Genomic DNA, 17,390 nt, shown 5'->3' with positions numbered 1-17,390 from the left:
AAAATGATACATATGTCTAGAGGAGAAAAGGTATTTTCATTGTTTAATTATGGCTTTATGGTTTTACTGTTAGTATTAATGTTGTATCCTTTTTGGTATTTATTTATGGGTTCTATCAGTGATGCTAAACTAGCAGCAGGAGGTGGCTTATTCCTCATTCCTGCCGGGTTTTCCTTAGATGCCTATAAAGCAATATTAAATAACTCATCCTTTTTAAGTAGTCTGAAAACAACTGTGATTGTAACTCTTGCTGGTACATTTCTAGGAACATTTTTCACTGCAACGACCGCCTATGCCATTTCCAAGAAACGATTAAGAGGCGGAGGACTCGTTTCATTCTTAATATTATTTACAATGCTATTTAATGGAGGATTAGTGCCAAGCTACTTATTAGTAAAAATGTTAGGTATGATGAATACATATTGGGCATTAATTCTTCCAAATTTATTAAGTGCTTTTAACATTTTTGTCATGAGAAGTTTTTTTAAAGGAATACCCGATACGCTAGAAGAAGCCGCAAAAATTGATGGCGCTAATGATTTAACAATCTTTTTTAAGATTGTATTACCTTTATCTAAGCCAGTCTTAGCAACGATCGGATTATTTATTGCTGTTTTCTACTGGAATGACTTTTTCTCAACGATTCTATATATCTCTGATAAAGAAAAATGGCAGCTTCAAGCATTTTTAAGAGATATCATAAGCAACACCGCTCAAGTCGTTAAATCATCTGGTGGAGTTGGGATGGGGATGCAAAGCAGCGTATCCGAATTTACTGTTAGAATGGCATCCATTATTGTGGCTACCCTACCTATATTAGTAGTATATCCTTTTCTGCAAAAACACTTCGCCAAAGGTGCAATGATTGGATCAATAAAAGGGTAAGCCTTTAAAAGGCCCCCTTCTTCCTCATAGGACGAATATCTTGTAAATAATTGAATTTCAAGTAAAAATAATGTTGAAATAAGCACCTTTCTGAAAAGAAAGGTGCTTTACACTTGAAGCAATATAAGAGTATATTAATTAATCTATCTTCTCTTCCGCTTTTTTCAATGTCCGTTTTAGTTGATATACTTTCATCATACTAATTAAACCTGCTAAAATGGCTCCTAAAAGGACAGATCCAATAATAACGAGAATTAATGGCCACTCAGCTTTTCCAAATAAATAATTAACAGTCACAGGTTCTACATTGATTACTGAAAATATCGCAATAATTAAGACGATTAATAGTGCTATTATTATGTTCCATTGTCCTTTCATAAGTCACCTCGTTTAGTATTTTTTATGTTAAAACTAACAATAGAAACTTTCCATTCCTTTTATTCCTTCATAATAAATAAGTGCTTTTTTATCCTATCCATCATACAACCCAGCTCTAGCTTCACAAATTAATCTTATACTATCATTTGATCTTGTACAATCTTTGTCAATTTCAACGTGGTGCAAGACTATTATATGTAAAATCCTATTGTCAGATCTTCAATTAAAAATAACTATTTGATGTTCAGGATCTATCAAAACTCCCCCATTAAAAGTCCTCAAGATAAAGAGACCAGGACATAACTATTTCCGACAAAGATAAATCCGAACAATAGGTTGTTTAGTGTATATACCCGCTTCGGAAATATACTTCGCTTTCCGTGGGCGGCTGGCGAGCCTCCTCGCTCGTCCCGAGCTGCGGGGTCTCACCTATGCCTTCCTCCCACAGGAGTCTTCGTATATTTCCTCCGCTAAGTTAGATCATTGTTCGTCTTTAGGTTTGATTGTTTTAGTTATGTCCCAGCCTCTTTCCATATTACATCGTCCACAAAATAATGTATAATACGATTCATCAACCTAATTTGCATAGTTCCTTAAATTTTCAATACAATTCTCTGTATTATCCCACATGCTCAGGAGAGAGAATAGATTCTATTCTCCACGTATCTTTTGAGAATAATAATATGTACCTGTCAAACCTGCATTAAAACCATATTTACATCTCTTTTCATAATTGAATAAAGCATTTATCTCATATTTTGGAGTCATTAACCCCCAAACATACAATTACATTTCCATTTGGATATAAAACTACAATCGTTTGTCCCATAACTGGGCGATAATCATACTCTCTCAATTTTTTACTTTACCCATTCACGAATTTCCGATTTGTGAATAATATCAGTTAATCTTCGGTGCCATTCTATATCTCTCCACATTCCCACAAATTGAGGACCACAGAAATTACTTGTTCCGATTGCTACCCATACTCCTTTAGATGCGGCTTCTTTGACACCAATTTCACATAATTCCTTTATCCAATCCCAGTTAAGTAATGGCCAATCTTTATAATCTACAATGCCCCAACATTCGGTTGTGATTAATGGCTTACCCGTTTTTTCTGACCATCTTGCTATTATTTCGATGCCATCCTTCAACTGGTTTTGCCATTTGATTGGATCACTTTTATAAAGTCTTTCACAATTTTCGACTAAGTTCTCATAACCAATTGTTTCAAAACTTTCAAAATTATAGCCTACTTGATCATAAAAATCACCAAAGTGTACCATCCATACGTGTGGTTCAAGGACATCCATAAATGATACATCTTGTATATCTAGCGTATCGTACTCAGATGTCACCGAGAAGCAATAATCCAGATCCGGATAAAAATTTCTAACATATTCAATTGACTTTTTCATCCATAGCGTACCTTCTGTTGACGCTCTTAATATATCTTTCCCCTCAGCTTTATGTAACCAAGGTGCCCATACGTCTAAAGGGTATTCATTACAGAAATCTACATATAAAACCGTATCTTGCAGCCCTGCATCATAAATAATATCTAGAGTTTTCTTCCATATATCGCCTAGATATTCCGGAGTTTTAATATTCATTCTTGTATCATCAATATCTTCTCTAAACCAAGTAGACAGTCCTACTTGAATATTCTTATCTCTACAAATTTTCATAAATTTAAGTAAGTTATTTTTTACTACCACTTTATTTAATGCAGGGCTTCCCCATATTTGTTGATTCCAACATGGCTTTAACGTCCACTCCTTATCAGGGTCTGCAGCTAGTAAATGTGGATAGACATCAATTCTGACTGCATCGTACCCCCTATCCTTCAACTCATCTAAAGCTTTGTCCCAATCTTCGTAACCTGCCCCCGGCCAACGTCTTTCTAACCAAGAAAAATCCCACATCGTAATGGCTAATGGGTGTTCAATCTTTTTTTTCATATCAATCCCTCCAATTAAGTGTTATTACTATTAGATTCATCAAAAGTTAACAAATTCCTTTATAAAATTACATATGTCCCAACTTCATTAAAAATGCAAAAAGGAACACCACATATCCTTAACCAAAAGGTTATGTGGTGTTCCCTCTTTCATTAGCCTCTACTTCATACTTAAGTATTTTTTTCGTAAACTGAATATCATCCGTAAAATATCCATCCACATTTAAACGTTTTACGCGTTTTTGCTCTTTTTTTTGAGTATCTCGATTTGTGAAATATACATGCACCCCTTTGCCATTACGATGTATGGCGTCCACCACATTTCTTGTTACATCAGATGCTTCCACGCCTATCACGGGATAAGGAACCGATAATGCTTTATTTAATTCAAACTTTCCTTTTCCAAATAGAAGGGTTAAGGGAATTTCAGGCTCTAATGCTTTTACTTTTTTTAAACTGTCCTCTGAAAAAGATTGAATCATGACTAATTCTTTATCTATTAAATTATATTTTTTCAATAGCTGGATCAAAGGCACTTCCATCTTTACTTCACCATTGACAAGACGAGTTTCAATATAATACTTTTCCGTACTTTTAAAAGTCTGGATGACTTCCTCCAAAGTGGGAATGGTTTCCATTGTTGTTTGATGATTGAACTCCGCAACTGTGCTATAAGATTTCAGTTCCTCTAATGAAAAATGTGAAACCTTACCTGTTCCGTTAGTCGTCCGATCCATTTTTTCATCGTGCATGACAACTAAAATGCCATCTTTCGTCATTCGCAAATCCATTTCCAGTGCATCTATTCCGTCTTCTGCAGCAAATCTATAAGCTGTTATCGTACTTTCATTGAAACGATCATTGGCCCCGCGATGAGCAAAGATTTTAGGTGTATGTCCTTCAGCACTTTTATATTCTGAAGAACAATATAATGAGTGTAATATAATGGCCAACATCATGATAGAAAAGCCAATATACAATTTTTTAATTATATATTTTTCGTGCATTTCTAATATGCAATGCTCTTTCTGGATAATCTGATATAATGGCGTCTACACCTAAATCTAGAAGCTGCATCATTTCTTCTTGATCGTTAACAGTCCAAACACGAATACTCCCATTTAAATCCTTCAAATAATGATTTCCCATTAAGATTATGCGTTTTGATATATGTAATCCTTCCATATCAAATGTTTTAATATAATCATTTGGATGTGGAATCTGGTATTCTAATAAAAAGGCAATCTTGGAGGTAGGATCCAATTTTTTCAAACGTATCAACGTTGGTAAGTGAAAAGATGAATAGATGACGTTGCGATTATTCCCATATTGCTTTACGATATTCAAAACTTTTTCTTCAATACCCTCGTATTCTACCAAATATGTCTTTAATTCAATGTTCAGTTCGATATCATAAGGCAAAAGTAATTCCATTACTTCCTGTAAGGTAGGGACTCGTTCCAATTTCCATGACTCATGATAAAGTGTGAAATTGGAAAATTTAGCACCTGCACTACATTCCTTAATCTCTGACAAGCTTAAGTCTTTAATATAGCCCATTCCATCTGTCGTTCTGTCCAGTTTTTCATCATGGATGACGACAATTTCTCCATCTTTAGTCATATGTACATCTATTTCAAGACCGTCTACACCTTGTTCAATCGCTTTCTTAAAACTAATCATCGTATTTTCAGGGTATATTCCCATACAACCTCGATGACCGTAAATTTTAGTTTCTCCCATATTAATTCTTCCTTTCTTTTATGAATATTGGAAAATAAAACACTAACGATTTATTTTCTATTTAATATGACAAGATTCCATTAAAGCAAAGGCAAGATTCTAAAGGATAGGGGGAATCTTTAGTTAATCTTGCCCGCGAAAACGATGAATGAAACCTAGTAAGCGATCATAAGGTGGACATCATTATTTACCTCTAGCAGCATTCGCTTGTTCAATTGCACTATTTAATTGTTTTACAGCTGTATTGTAAGCTTCATCTACATCACCGCCGTTATAGACGGTTTCAAGTGCTGTTTCGATTATTTTTCTTTCTTCAGGAATCATATCCATTACAGCCCCTTGTGTAGCAAACGATGATTTCGTATCTTGAAGCTGATCAATGGTTACTTGTAATTGCGGCATTTTTTCATGAGCATCTTTAACGACTTGCTCATCATAAGCGGCAGGGTTAATGGCAAAATATCCAGTTCCTACATGCCACTCAGCTTGAATTGCCGGAGATTGTACATATTTCATGAAATCCCATGCTGCTTGTTGTTCTTCAACAGATTTGCCGTCCAGCATCCATAGACTTGCTCCACCAATAACAACCCCTTGGCGCTCTATATTTCCAGGGTGTGGTAGGTACGCAATCCCTACCTCAAATGGTGCATTATCAATCACATCTCTTGAACTTGCAGATGATTGTAAAAACATTGATACATCTCCAGCTAAAAAGCCTGCAACCATGTTATCGCCATTTGTACCATAGTTAGCGAATGTTCCATCGTCAATCATCCGTTTTACCCAGTTAAAAATCGATTTTCCTTGTTCATTAGTGAATCCTATTTCTGACGGTGAATCTGTTCGCCCATTATCATTATTCATTAATAAGGCACCTTGGTTGGCTAATAATTGTTCAAATAACCATCCATACGCTTGCAAGGCAAAACCTTTCATTTTCGAGTTAGACTTCAAAATGGCTTTACTAGCTTCTTCCACCTCTTCAAATGTTTGAGGTGGTGCTTCAGGATCTAAGCCTGCTGCTTTAAAGGCATCTTTATTGTAGTACATGACAGGTGTAGACGAATTAAACGGCATTGAATAAAATTGATCATCAATTTTATAATAGTTCACTATGTTTTCTTCTAGATGACCCATATCATATCCTTCTGCATCGATAAATTCTTGAATAGGTTTAATAAATCCGCTATTAATCATCGACATTGTCCCAATTTCAAACACTTGGATCATCGTTGGCGCACTATCTGAGCCTGCAACACTATGAAACTTTGCTAACGATTCATCATATGTACCTTGATATTCGGCATTTACTTGTACTTTATCTTGAGACTGATTATAGCTTTCAACGATGGCATTCAATGCTTCCTGTCCTTTACCTCCCATGGAATGCCAAAATGTAACAACTTGCTTTTGGGGGCTATCCTCATTTTTCTCCTGACTATTATTTGATGAGGCTTCTTGCCCAGTTGCTGCCTGAGGTGCCGCTTCTCCTGAACTGCATGCCGCCATAAACAATACTAAAATTAGCATGACAAACGGTAAACCCATTATCTTTTTCATGTGTACATACTCTCCTTTTTTATGAAGGTTTTTACGTAAATAGATAAATCCTTAAGTAATTTGCTTCAAAACAAGGTTTTTTAAATATGAAAAATGATTTCCACATCACGGCCTAAAAAATGATTTAAAAGTTCCATCTTATTTCAGAGCACCTTCCGTTAAACCTCTTTGCAATTTACTCTGTCCAAAGAATAATAGAATTAATGTTGGGATTATGACGATAATCGCCCCAGCCATGATGACACCCCAATCGTTTAATTGCTCTTGAGTCTGTAGTTGCTTCAGTCCAATTTGGACAGTACGCACTTTATCATTTGTTGTTGAAAGCAGCGGCCACAAATACATATTCCAAGATGTTAAAAATCCATACACTCCTAAGGTAACTAAACTAGTCTTCGCTACTGGCAATACAATTGTAAAATAAAACTTGAGGTCGCCAATTCCAGCAATTTCGCTTGCTTCCTTCAATTCCTTAGGGATTTGTTTAAAAGTCTGCCTCAATAAAAATGTTCCAAATGCGATTGCAAAGAAGGGCACGGATAAGCCTTGGTATGTATCAATCCACCCTAAGTCGCGAATCGTGTGAAAGTTAGGAATCACCGATGCTTCAAAAGGAACCATCATCGTAGCGACAAAAAGGTAAAATAGAAAATCTCTACCCTTAAATTCCAAAAACACAAAAGCATAAGCAGCTAAGCTAGAAAGAGTTAATTGTCCGAGCATAATGACAATCGCGACTAGAAAACTATTAAATAAATATTGAAATAAAGGGAATTGGTTAAAGGCTTTTATATAATTATCAAATGACAATTCCTTTGGTAAACTCCCCGTCATAATATCTTGATTTGTCATGAAGCTCATAATAAACGCCAAAATTATTGGTGCAAAGATGATCACACTTGCAAAGACAAGCAAGGAATATAGTGTAATTCTTTTACTGAATGGCATGGTGGTCATTGATAATGAACCTTCCTTTCGCCAAGCTTAAATTGCAAGATGGTCATCAATAAAATAATGATGAATAGGACAATCGCCTGAGCACTGGCAGAGCCAAATTTGTAATTTGTAAAAGCCTCCCGATAGATTGAATAAACCATTAAATTCGTTGTATTTTGTGGTCCTCCTTGCGTTAAAATGTCAATTTGCCCAAATGTTTGAAACGCATTAATGATCGTAACCGTAATGACAAAGAATAGAGTTGGAGACAGCATCGGAATTGTGATTCGCCTAAGCTTATAAAAATAACCCGCTCCATCAATATTTGCACTTTCATACAGATAGGAATCGATGGATTGTAGACCGCCTAATAAAATCAAAAATGTGAAACCGAGATTCATCCAAATAGTGGTGATAGCTACTGCAATTAATGCCCAGTTCGGATCTGTTAACCAACCAATTGTTTCTAATCCAAACACTTTTCGAATTTGGTTCAAGAAGCCAATGGTTGGATGAAATAAATATAACCAAAATACAGATGCAGCTGCGACAGATATCCCCATAGTAGAAGCGTATATGGTACGAAAAAAACCGACACCTCTCAGCTTTTCATTTGCGATAACGGCTAAAAACAACCCAATAATGATCGTAAGTGGAACGGTATATAAGACAAATAAGAATGTTGATTTAATACTTTGCAAAAATATGGGTGAAGTGAACAAATGGACGTAATTATTGAATCCAACAAATACAGTCGTCTCCCCGTTCGCCTTCGTTAAGAAAAAACTTAAATAGATGGTTCGGATCATGGGATAGAACAAAAATACACTGAACAAGACGATTGAAGGCAGTAGGAATAATACTCCTTTAATAAAAGACTTCATTCTCTGGATCTTGTTAACTCGGTAAAAATGAATAGAACTTAATTCATTCGTTTGAATGACCGCCTGATCCATACTCATATCGCGATGACCTCTCGTTGCTTTTCTACCGCTGCCGCCTTAATTAATAAGCCTGAATCTGAATCAAAGAAATTCATATAATCTGCTGAAATTTGAACAGGAACTTTATCTCCAGCACTAATTTTCCATTGTCCAATCCACTTGGCTGTCCATAGCTCTCTGCCAATTTCGAAAGCGACTAATGTTTCATTTCCCAACTGTTCTACATTGATGACTTCTACTTCATGCGTTTTCTTGTCAGTACTTCCAAAAGGAATAAACTCTGCTCTAATTCCAATCGTAAAGTATCGGTCTTTTAAAGTTTGCGGGATATCCATAATGTCGATTGGAATATTGAGTGTATTCTCTATAACCACATTCTGATTCACGATCACAGCTTTTCCTATATTCATCTTTGGCGAGCCTATAAAAGAAGCAACAAAGAGATTAGCGGGTTCATTGTACAACGTAATAGGCTGACCAATTTGTTGGATCTTCCCATCATTCAAAACCATAATCCGATCTCCCATCGTCATCGCTTCAACTTGATCATGTGTCACATATACCATCGTTAGTCCAAGTCGTTTTTGCAAACGACGTATTTCAATTCTCATATGCGCTCGCAGTTTTGCATCTAGATTCGAAAGTGGTTCATCCATCAAACAAAAAGGTGATTCACTTACAACAGCCCTTGCTAGTGCGACTCTTTGTCTTTGCCCTCCTGAAAGCTCTCTTGGCTTACGCTTTAATAATTCGCTTAACCCCATCATATTTGCAGTTTCGTTTAATCGTTTTAACTGTTCCTTTTTATCAATCTTCTTTGCATGTAAACCAAAGAGAATATTTTGTTCCACATTTAAATGCGGATATAATGCATAATTTTGAAATACCATCGATAAATTGCGATCTTTAGGCGGAAGGTGATTGACGATTCGATTATTGATTTTTAATGTACCACTATTAATTTCCTCCAGCCCTGCAATCATTCTTAATAATGTACTTTTACCAGAACCTGAGGGCCCCACAAGAACGAAAAATTCTCCCTGTTCAATAGTTAGATTAATCCCTTTTAATACGTGCGTTTGCTGATCATATGATTTCGAAACATCACTCAACTCAAGTTGTCCCATGTTTAACCTCCTTTTGATCTGCTAACCATATTGAAACATATTATTTTGGAAAAAAACTCAAATTAACTGAATTATTACTCATCGTTAAATGGAACTTAACATCCTTTACAATTCATTTAGCAAACCTCAATAAATCGATATTTTCTTTATAATTTCTCGATAAATACTTAGGATAACGGTCATAAAAAATCCATAAATAAACGAATTTTATTCGATTGAATTAGAGAGAAGGAGTTATCAGTGGGGGTCGTACGCTAGTTTGAAATTTAATACTGTGGTTAAAAGCCATTCACTAGGTTTGTAGCTTTAAAACTTACAAGCCAATGAACTGCTATACCGTATATCGTTAAAAAAACCAATTCAAAAAGTCGATCCCTTAGCTTCAAGGAATTCAACTTTTTAAATTGGCTTGGATTTCGGTATATCTCGTAAACTATATTAGCTTTCTTATTAGAACCTCGGAACCACATGCGTCCGCTCAGCCCATTTTTCCCATGACTGCTTCAGTTCTTTTACTTTTTCAGGATATTGATCAGCTACATCATTCATTTCAGTTCGATCATTCTCCATATTGTAAAGCTCCCAATCTCTTTCTTTGATTTTTACTAATTTCCAATTGTCCTGGCGAATTGCACAATGTTCTTCATGCTCAAAGCATAATGTTCGTGATGTTGGTACTTCTCCCAGAAAAGCTGGTAGTAAGCTTTCTCCTTCCATAGGTAAAATCTTATTTCCATTAAATACTTCAGGGTATTGGGCCCCTGTTATATCCACAAAGGTCGCCATAAAATCGATAAAATGCGCAGGTCTGTGGTCAATGGCACCTTTTTGCTTAATGACCTCTGGCCAATGCACAATCATTGGAGTACTGATGCCACCCTCGTGGCTGTAATGCTTATACATTCTAAAAGGGGTACTGCTCACATTGGCCCATGCCGATCCATAGCTATGATAGGAATCAGGTCCGCCCATCTTCTCCAAATCTGCTTTTCTATGTAAAATATTTGTAGTTGTGATCCAATTATCGAATCCCCATGGATCCCATTCCGCACAGGCTCCATTATCTGAGCAAAAGATAATTAACGTGTTATCGAGCTCACCATTGTCTTTTAAATCCCCAACTACTCTTCCAATGTTCTGATCAACTCGATCAACCATAGCCGCATAAATAGCCATCCTCCGGATCAAATCTCGCTTGCGATCAAAATCAATCGTATCCCAAGGAGGATTAACCCCTTGTATCTCTCTATCACGGTCCCAATATTCTGATAGAGGAGATAGCTGCGAATCTTCATCAACAATTTGCAATTCCTTCATTCTAGCGAACCGCTCTTCCCTAATCTGATCCCATCCTTTTTCATACACCTGAACGTATTTCTCAATATCCTCTTTTGGCGCTTGAAGAGGAAAATGCGGTGCATTGTATGACAAATACAAGAAATACGGCTTCTCATCACCACGAGCTTCATTAATAAAATCTAACGCATAATCTGTAATCGCATCCGTTGAATAAAATTCTCCTTCATTATACTTGTGGATTGGTCGGCTTTCCGGCAAACGCACATAGCTATTTTCATCCCAAAAGCTTGTAAATCCACCTAGCAGCCCATAAAATTCATCAAATCCTCTTTCAATCGGGCCATGTTTTCCCACATGCCATTTCCCAGATAAATACGTACGATATCCGCCTTCTCGCAATACCTCTGCAATCGTTACACATTCATCCTTCAAATGTCCCCGATATCCAGGAAGTTCATAATCATGATCCATATCCCCAACACCAGATTGGTGAGGATAAACCCCCGTTAACAACGAAGCACGACTTGGGCAGCAACGCGCCGAATTATAACATTCCGTCAAACGTAAACCATCCGTAGCCAGCTGATCAAGATTAGGCGTCTCAATCTCACTCCCAAAACTCCCTAAATCCGAGAAACCTAAATCATCCGTTAAAATAAAAATAATATTTGGTTTATCTTTCAAGACTTTCCTCTCCCTTATGTAAAGTTTTGAAATTGTTTGAGTGCCAGGCACTCAAACAACTTGGACACAATTCAGAAAACAATTGGCTAACGGTTATTTTATTTTTTGAAGTAATTGTCCCCATGTGGATACAGTTGGTGTTTTATTGCCGTGATATATTGGATTTGTGAAGGCTAGCAGTTGGCCGTCCTCAGATTTTATATCAACCCGTAACCAACGATATTCTGTGTTTTTCCAGTTAAAGGTATAGTTGGAGTTGATTCCTTGTTCTTTCAATACGACTTCACCATTTTCAATCCAATAAATAGAAGTATTTTCATCGCAATTTTCAAGAGTTACTGTGCAAGTCCCGCTAAAATCATTTTGTTCCAGCGCTGCTGTTATTACGTCACCAATTTTAAATGTCTCTTTTCCTACTGAAACACTCAAATTGATAAATGGTCCTCTAGACACAAATACCTTTCCTTGTTTAACAGCGTTTAAAATAGCGGAAGCAGATAAGTTTTGTGCTAGGACATGCGTTGCCGGGTCACCAATCAAAGATGGATGACCATCATCGTTGTAACTTTCATGCGGGAGCAGGTGTGAATCGGAGCCACCAATTCCGGTTATATGATAACCTTCATTCCAAACGTTAGACCAAAAGTTCAAGGCATGTTCTGTTGCAATTAGATTGTCTTTAAACGTTGGATCATTCCAGATTTCGATACTATCGATCATCGACAAGGGAATGTCATTGAACAACCAAGCCCAAGGCGATAAAAATGGATGGTTAACGGAGCATAACGCACCTGTGTTCTTCATTTCTTGGAAAAGCCGCTTTGTCCCTGCTTCGGTTTGCAAACCGCCATCAGGCATTGATGTCCTTATATCTGGCCACTGCCGCACACCTAGTACATTCCAGTGACCCTTCGTGGATGTCACTTCTACACCGGGAATGACCAATATTCCTTCTTCCGTCCAAGACGTATGAACAATGTTATGTTCGGTCGCTACGAAGAAGTCTAAATTTTGCTTCTGCGCACTTTCAATATTACTGCTGCGTGTCATTTTCCCATCAGAGAAAATAGTATGTGTATGAAAATCACCACGGTACCACTTTTCCTCTTGGTCCTTCACTTCGTCCCAGTCATACCCATTGATAAAAAATCCCTTTCCTTGTTGCGGCAAAACCCAAGGGGCATTTCCTAATGGATGAAAATCACTTTGATTGACCACATCCCCCTTACCTGATTCAACTCCAACTTCATATGAAATATCAGACTCTATCAGATGATGATCATCATTGGACCCGTGGGCTGTAAACACTTGTATAATCCACTCACCCACCGCTAATTTTCCTGGAACTGTAAGAGCACTTGATTTTTCGATTTTTCTATGTAGTAGTATTTCATTTAACGAATTGCCCCGTAAATATTGAACCCGTAAAGTCCCGCAGGGATCGAACACTAAAAATTGAAGCCAAACGTTGTCAGTGGCATCAAACTTGAAGATTATCCAGTCCCTTTCCTTAGGCAATATAAAACGATGCGAAAAAAGGGGGAGTGGACTCCCCTTTTCTATTTTCTGTTTAAAATTGAACTGATCAGCCATATACTTATTCACCTCAACGGCGGTATTTTTGGGCCTCGATTTTTGCTGCTTTTAACACAAATATCACTTAAGATTAATTTCTCGAATCTTATTCATCGCTATTTTTGGTTGTCTATCCTCCGTAAGCAATCCATTCACTTCTTGTTGAACGTCTGTGATTTGCGTATAACAGAACCCGCAAATGTAATCTATATCTTTGATTGCTTGAGTAATAGATTCAAATCTTTTCAAAAACTCTTCTTCATTTTTCACTTGATTTCCGTAACCCCAACCTTTTTCAGAGCTAAAGGCAATGCCTCCATATTCGCTCATAATGATTGGTTGTCCTTTATATTCATAGCCTTGTGCCAATGCATGCTTATGTTTATTGAAGGCAATCTTGTTGCCGACAATCGTTTCTATATCCTTATATCGCTCTGAAAACTCTTCTCCCAATTCCACATAATCATGCAAGGTTAAAATATCCGACACCGTATGCTCCCAACCATCATTGACGATTACCGGCCTCATGCTATCAAACGATTTCGTAATATGATAGATTCCTTCAGTAAATTGCTGTTGCTTCACATCTGTATAGATGTTTTTAATTCCCCAAGACTCATTAAATGGAGTCCACGTGATAATAGATGGATGATTATAATGCTGTTTTACAGCTTCCATCCATTCTTCTGTAAAATTTTGAACGGCCTCATCAGAAAATTCATATGTTGCGGCCATTTCCGACCAAACGAGCAACCCTTTCTTATCAGCCCAATAAAGATAACGTTGATCTTCTACTTTCATATGCTTTCGAACACCGTTATAGCCCATTTCCATTGTTTTATCGATATCCTCAAGTATCGCTTCTTCTGATGGAGGTGTTAAATGACTGTCTTGCCAGTAACCTTGATCTAGCAGCAATCGCTGATAAATAGGAATATTATTCAATAATACATTTCTATTTTCAATAGAAATCTTTCTCATTCCAAAGTAGGATTCAACTTGATCCAATACCACTCCATCTTTATATACTGTGAATACTACATTATAAAGATTTGGATTTTGAGGACTCCATAGCATTACTTTCCAATCAAAATGATCGCTCGCGATGTTTACTTTTGCTGTATGCAGTTGGCGGTCAATATCCATACTAAAAGATTTGATTGGCAATTCATTAAAAGTGATATCCGTCTTTAATGTTAGATTATTAGTAAAATCAAGCTCTTCCGTAAAATGATAGGAAAACTCAACTGATTCTGTATCAATATCCGGCGTAATTTTTACCGAATCTACATGTGCCTCATTCAAAAATTCCAACCAAACCGTCTGCCAAATTCCTGTTGTTTGGACATACCAACAACCAAAGTTTTTATCCTGCCAACGCTGCTTACCTCTTGGTTGATGGCAACTAAAGCTATCCTCATTTTTTACAACGATATTTAGCTCACGATTCTCTCCCACAAAATCTGTAATATTGAAGGAAAAAGCAATTTGTCCTCCTTGATGCTTTCCAACAAATTTTCCATTTATCCAAACCTTAGTGATGTAGTCTGCTGCTTGAAAATGTAAAATAGTCTTTTTATCCCCATATTCTTCAGGAACTGTCACTTGTCTTTGGTACCATATATTGGCATAAAATTCCTCTTCTCCAATTCCACTTGCCTTCGTTTCGTACGTAAAAGGAACAATAATTTTTTGTTGGAGATTTCCGGATTCATACCATTTTTCCTTTTCGCCAGTATTTTCTTTGTCAAAAGCAAAGTTCCACTCGCCATTTAAATTTAACCAATTTCCTCTATCAAAATGAGGTCTTGGATATTCTTTTCTTGGAATATTATTGTGATTCATGTGATGAATTCTCCTTACAGTGTTTTTATTGTTGTATTGAATTAATATTCAATTGTTTAAAAAATACATCTGAGTATTCAGATCTTATTCCCACTTTTCCACTCATAAAAGCCATTGGGTCTTTATAGGAAATGATAGGTTTCTTCTCATGATTCAGATAAACATTAATCTCATTGCTTTGAACCGACACACGTAAACGATATTCTTTACCTTCCTCAAATGAAACAGATGCTGATTGTAATATAGTAGAATTGTAGTTTAACTTTTGTAATGACACTTCTCTCGTATCGAAAGAAATGTAATAGCCGATCAACGAATCCTTTACTTGATGTTCAAAATTGGATTCATTAGTGACCCTTAATAACAATCCCGCCTCATCCATCAACTCATCAGCAATTTCAAATGTTAATTCAGCTTCAACATCTGACCATTTTTCGTCGCCAACATACATTTTCATATCTTCTGAAGAATTGGAATCTACCCCGTCTTTATGTTGTTTCCAGGAACCATGTATATCGTCCGCTTCTACTTGCTTTATTCCATTTTTTATATCAATTTTTTCATCGGAGACTAGGTTAAATTCCAAATGATCAATTTCCACTTCTCCGCTTTCAAGCAAAATTTTTACGATATGAAAACCTTCTTCAATTTGGATTTTGCCTAGGCGAACCTTAAAGAAATCTGATTCCTCATCCAAAATAGCTTTTTTAACTTTAAAAGTTTCGGATTGTTCACCATCGATCGATGTTCCTAGCGAAAAATTCTTTTTAACTGATTTAGGATTTATAACGGCACTTAACTCATACAATCCACTTTCACTAGCATTTACTTTATATTTAAGCCAGTCACCTTTATCCTTCAAAGTTACGGAATATGTTCCATCCTCCCGTAATTGAATGGGTACATTTTCCCGATAATTATTGTTTTTAGAAGGATTTTTTATTGAGTATCCCCTGTTTTCACCATCTAAATAATGAACGGCTTCAATCGTACCTGGTAATGGCTTGTACAATTCAAAGTCACTTGAATGATCAACATGATTGGAGAATGCAGTATATCCTAAAGACATACCCGTGCTTTCAACATGATAGCCTATTTCTCCTGCACCAAAATCAGGGGCTTCCACTACAATTTTCTTCATTCCATCTAAAAATACGATTGTCTTATTTTTTCTATTTTCTACTCTAACAGTATGCAGATAGCTAAAATCAAATTCCTTTGGAAATGTTGCGGAATCTAGTACTTGAGCCTTTCCATCCACTACTTGTAGAAGATTTATTTTATTTTCCGCAAAATCGAACGCCACCGCTCCATAATGACCATCGTCTTTGTATGAAAATTGCGCTTCAACCTTCGTATTCTTCGACTTTTCCGCTACTGTAAAATTATATTCCGCAGTAAAATGCTCGTTTGTCTTAACATCACTCAACCAATTTGCATCAAGCTGTTCATTTTCTTTCCATCTTTTTTCAAAATCAGGTAGTTCGGGTACGGGAGTTGGATAATGAGTCGGACCAAGAATATCTAGCTTTTTCCCATTAAATATCATCCGATCAATATTCATCTTCCGTACTGGAGGGCCTTCAGCCGAACGTCCAATAAGATTATGATAAACAGCATAATAAGAATCTAGATTCGGCCCCATTACAATCGAATTATGACCAAGGCCATTGAAATCATCATGTGTACTGATGATAATTGGATTATGTTCCGGCACCTCATATCCTTCTAATGGACCTTCTTCTGAGACAGCATAATTAATTCTGTATCCTTTGCTAAAAACATGATTTCCCGTATACGTCATATAATAAAAATCATTATTTTTTATGATCATAGAGCCTTCTGTCCAATGATCTAGAAAGACATTCGTTTCTACACCTTCTTCAAAAGTATACGGATCTTTCATTTTATGTCCGACAATTCCAGTATGCCCAGCATGAGTAAAATACCATGAGCCATCATCATCGATAAAAATAGATCCATCTATAGACATCCCTAGATTCTCAGTTTCAATCTTAAAAGGACCCGTCGGACTTTTGCTGCTCAAAACATAATGCCCGTTACCGGCTGGGGATGTATACATATAGAAGTTCCCATTCCAATAAACGACTTCTGGAGCATATGCTGAAGTCGTTCGTTCATCCTCCGTTACTAAACCCTCATATGTCCAATTCACTAAATCCGTTGAACTCCACGCCTTAATTCCTGTTCTTCCATCTTTTGTGCTCACATATAAATAGTAGGTTCCATTATAGCGAAAAATATAAGGGTCGCCGTTTCCATAATCCGGCCATTCGTCTGCTAATTCAAAAGGATTAGAATATGTGTTGATCTCTTTCATATTTACGTCCACCTTCTCTTCTTTTGTTTGTGTACAAGCAGTTACTATTAACAGCATAAAACAAACAAAGATGATCATGAAGCATTGATTTTTACTCATAAAGGCTA

The 17,390-nt window shown here is 36.6% G+C and carries 13 protein-coding genes; 1 reads left to right on the top strand and 12 read right to left on the bottom strand.

Annotated features, from left to right (window positions below):
• The first annotated feature begins 3 nt into the window (after positions 1-3).
• Positions 4-885 (top strand): carbohydrate ABC transporter permease, encoded by an 882-nt coding sequence (locus tag KHA96_RS12430; protein ID WP_249315587.1) that lies wholly within the window; start codon positions 4-6, stop codon positions 883-885.
• A 138-nt stretch (positions 886-1,023) separates the two neighbouring features.
• Here KHA96_RS12430 and KHA96_RS12425 read toward each other — a convergent pair whose 3' ends face one another.
• The 12 genes from KHA96_RS12425 to KHA96_RS12370 all read right to left on the bottom strand — a co-directional run bounded on the left by KHA96_RS12425 (position 1,024) and on the right by KHA96_RS12370 (position 17,382).
• Positions 1,024-1,263, bottom strand: coding sequence for a LapA family protein (locus KHA96_RS12425; RefSeq protein ID WP_213129587.1), 240 nt, complete (start codon positions 1,261-1,263; stop codon positions 1,024-1,026).
• Positions 1,264-2,123: 860 nt separating this feature from the next.
• Positions 2,124-3,227, bottom strand: a complete 1,104-nt coding sequence (locus KHA96_RS12420; RefSeq protein WP_213129586.1) for a cellulase-like family protein — start codon at positions 3,225-3,227, stop codon at positions 2,124-2,126.
• 130 nt (positions 3,228-3,357) lie between these two features.
• Positions 3,358-4,233 (bottom strand): glycerophosphodiester phosphodiesterase, encoded by an 876-nt coding sequence (locus KHA96_RS12415; protein WP_213129585.1) that lies wholly within the window; start codon positions 4,231-4,233, stop codon positions 3,358-3,360.
• Positions 4,211-4,969, bottom strand: coding sequence for a glycerophosphodiester phosphodiesterase (locus KHA96_RS12410; RefSeq protein WP_213129584.1), 759 nt, complete (start codon positions 4,967-4,969; stop codon positions 4,211-4,213). The genes KHA96_RS12415 and KHA96_RS12410 overlap by 23 nt, the downstream gene beginning before the upstream one ends.
• A 183-nt stretch (positions 4,970-5,152) precedes the next feature.
• Entirely contained in the window at positions 5,153-6,532 is a 1,380-nt protein-coding gene (locus KHA96_RS12405) for an ABC transporter substrate-binding protein (protein WP_213129583.1), read from the bottom strand.
• A gap of 138 nt (positions 6,533-6,670) precedes the next feature.
• On the bottom strand, positions 6,671-7,480 hold the full coding sequence (locus tag KHA96_RS12400; RefSeq protein WP_213129944.1) for a carbohydrate ABC transporter permease: 810 nt from the start codon (positions 7,478-7,480) through the stop codon (positions 6,671-6,673).
• 5 nt (positions 7,481-7,485) lie between these two features.
• A complete protein-coding gene (locus tag KHA96_RS12395) occupies positions 7,486-8,352 on the bottom strand; it encodes a carbohydrate ABC transporter permease (protein WP_249315585.1) in 867 nt (288 codons plus the stop codon).
• A 74-nt stretch (positions 8,353-8,426) separates the two neighbouring features.
• Positions 8,427-9,539: an ABC transporter ATP-binding protein gene (locus KHA96_RS12390; protein WP_213129582.1), complete on the bottom strand. Its 1,113-nt coding sequence runs from the start codon at positions 9,537-9,539 to the stop codon at positions 8,427-8,429.
• A gap of 450 nt (positions 9,540-9,989) precedes the next feature.
• The gene (locus KHA96_RS12385; RefSeq protein ID WP_213129581.1) at positions 9,990-11,522 is read right to left on the bottom strand and encodes an arylsulfatase; all 1,533 of its coding nucleotides are present in this window, start codon (positions 11,520-11,522) and stop codon (positions 9,990-9,992) included.
• Between the two features lie 93 nt (positions 11,523-11,615).
• Positions 11,616-13,115 carry a CehA/McbA family metallohydrolase gene (locus KHA96_RS12380; protein ID WP_213129580.1) on the bottom strand — a complete coding sequence of 500 codons (1,500 nt, stop codon included), beginning with the start codon at positions 13,113-13,115 and terminating at the stop codon, positions 11,616-11,618.
• A gap of 63 nt (positions 13,116-13,178) precedes the next feature.
• Positions 13,179-14,942 carry a glycoside hydrolase family 2 protein gene (locus KHA96_RS12375; RefSeq protein ID WP_213129579.1) on the bottom strand — a complete coding sequence of 588 codons (1,764 nt, stop codon included), beginning with the start codon at positions 14,940-14,942 and terminating at the stop codon, positions 13,179-13,181.
• Positions 14,943-14,967: 25 nt separating this feature from the next.
• Positions 14,968-17,382 (bottom strand): family 43 glycosylhydrolase, encoded by a 2,415-nt coding sequence (locus KHA96_RS12370; RefSeq protein WP_249315491.1) that lies wholly within the window; start codon positions 17,380-17,382, stop codon positions 14,968-14,970.
• Positions 17,383-17,390: the final 8 nt, after the last annotated feature.

This window comes from Bacillus sp. FJAT-49711 (genome assembly GCF_018343715.1).
GTDB lineage: Bacteria > Bacillota > Bacilli > Bacillales > Bacillaceae_C > Lederbergia.
This window is presented reverse-complemented; position numbering and strand designations above follow the sequence as displayed.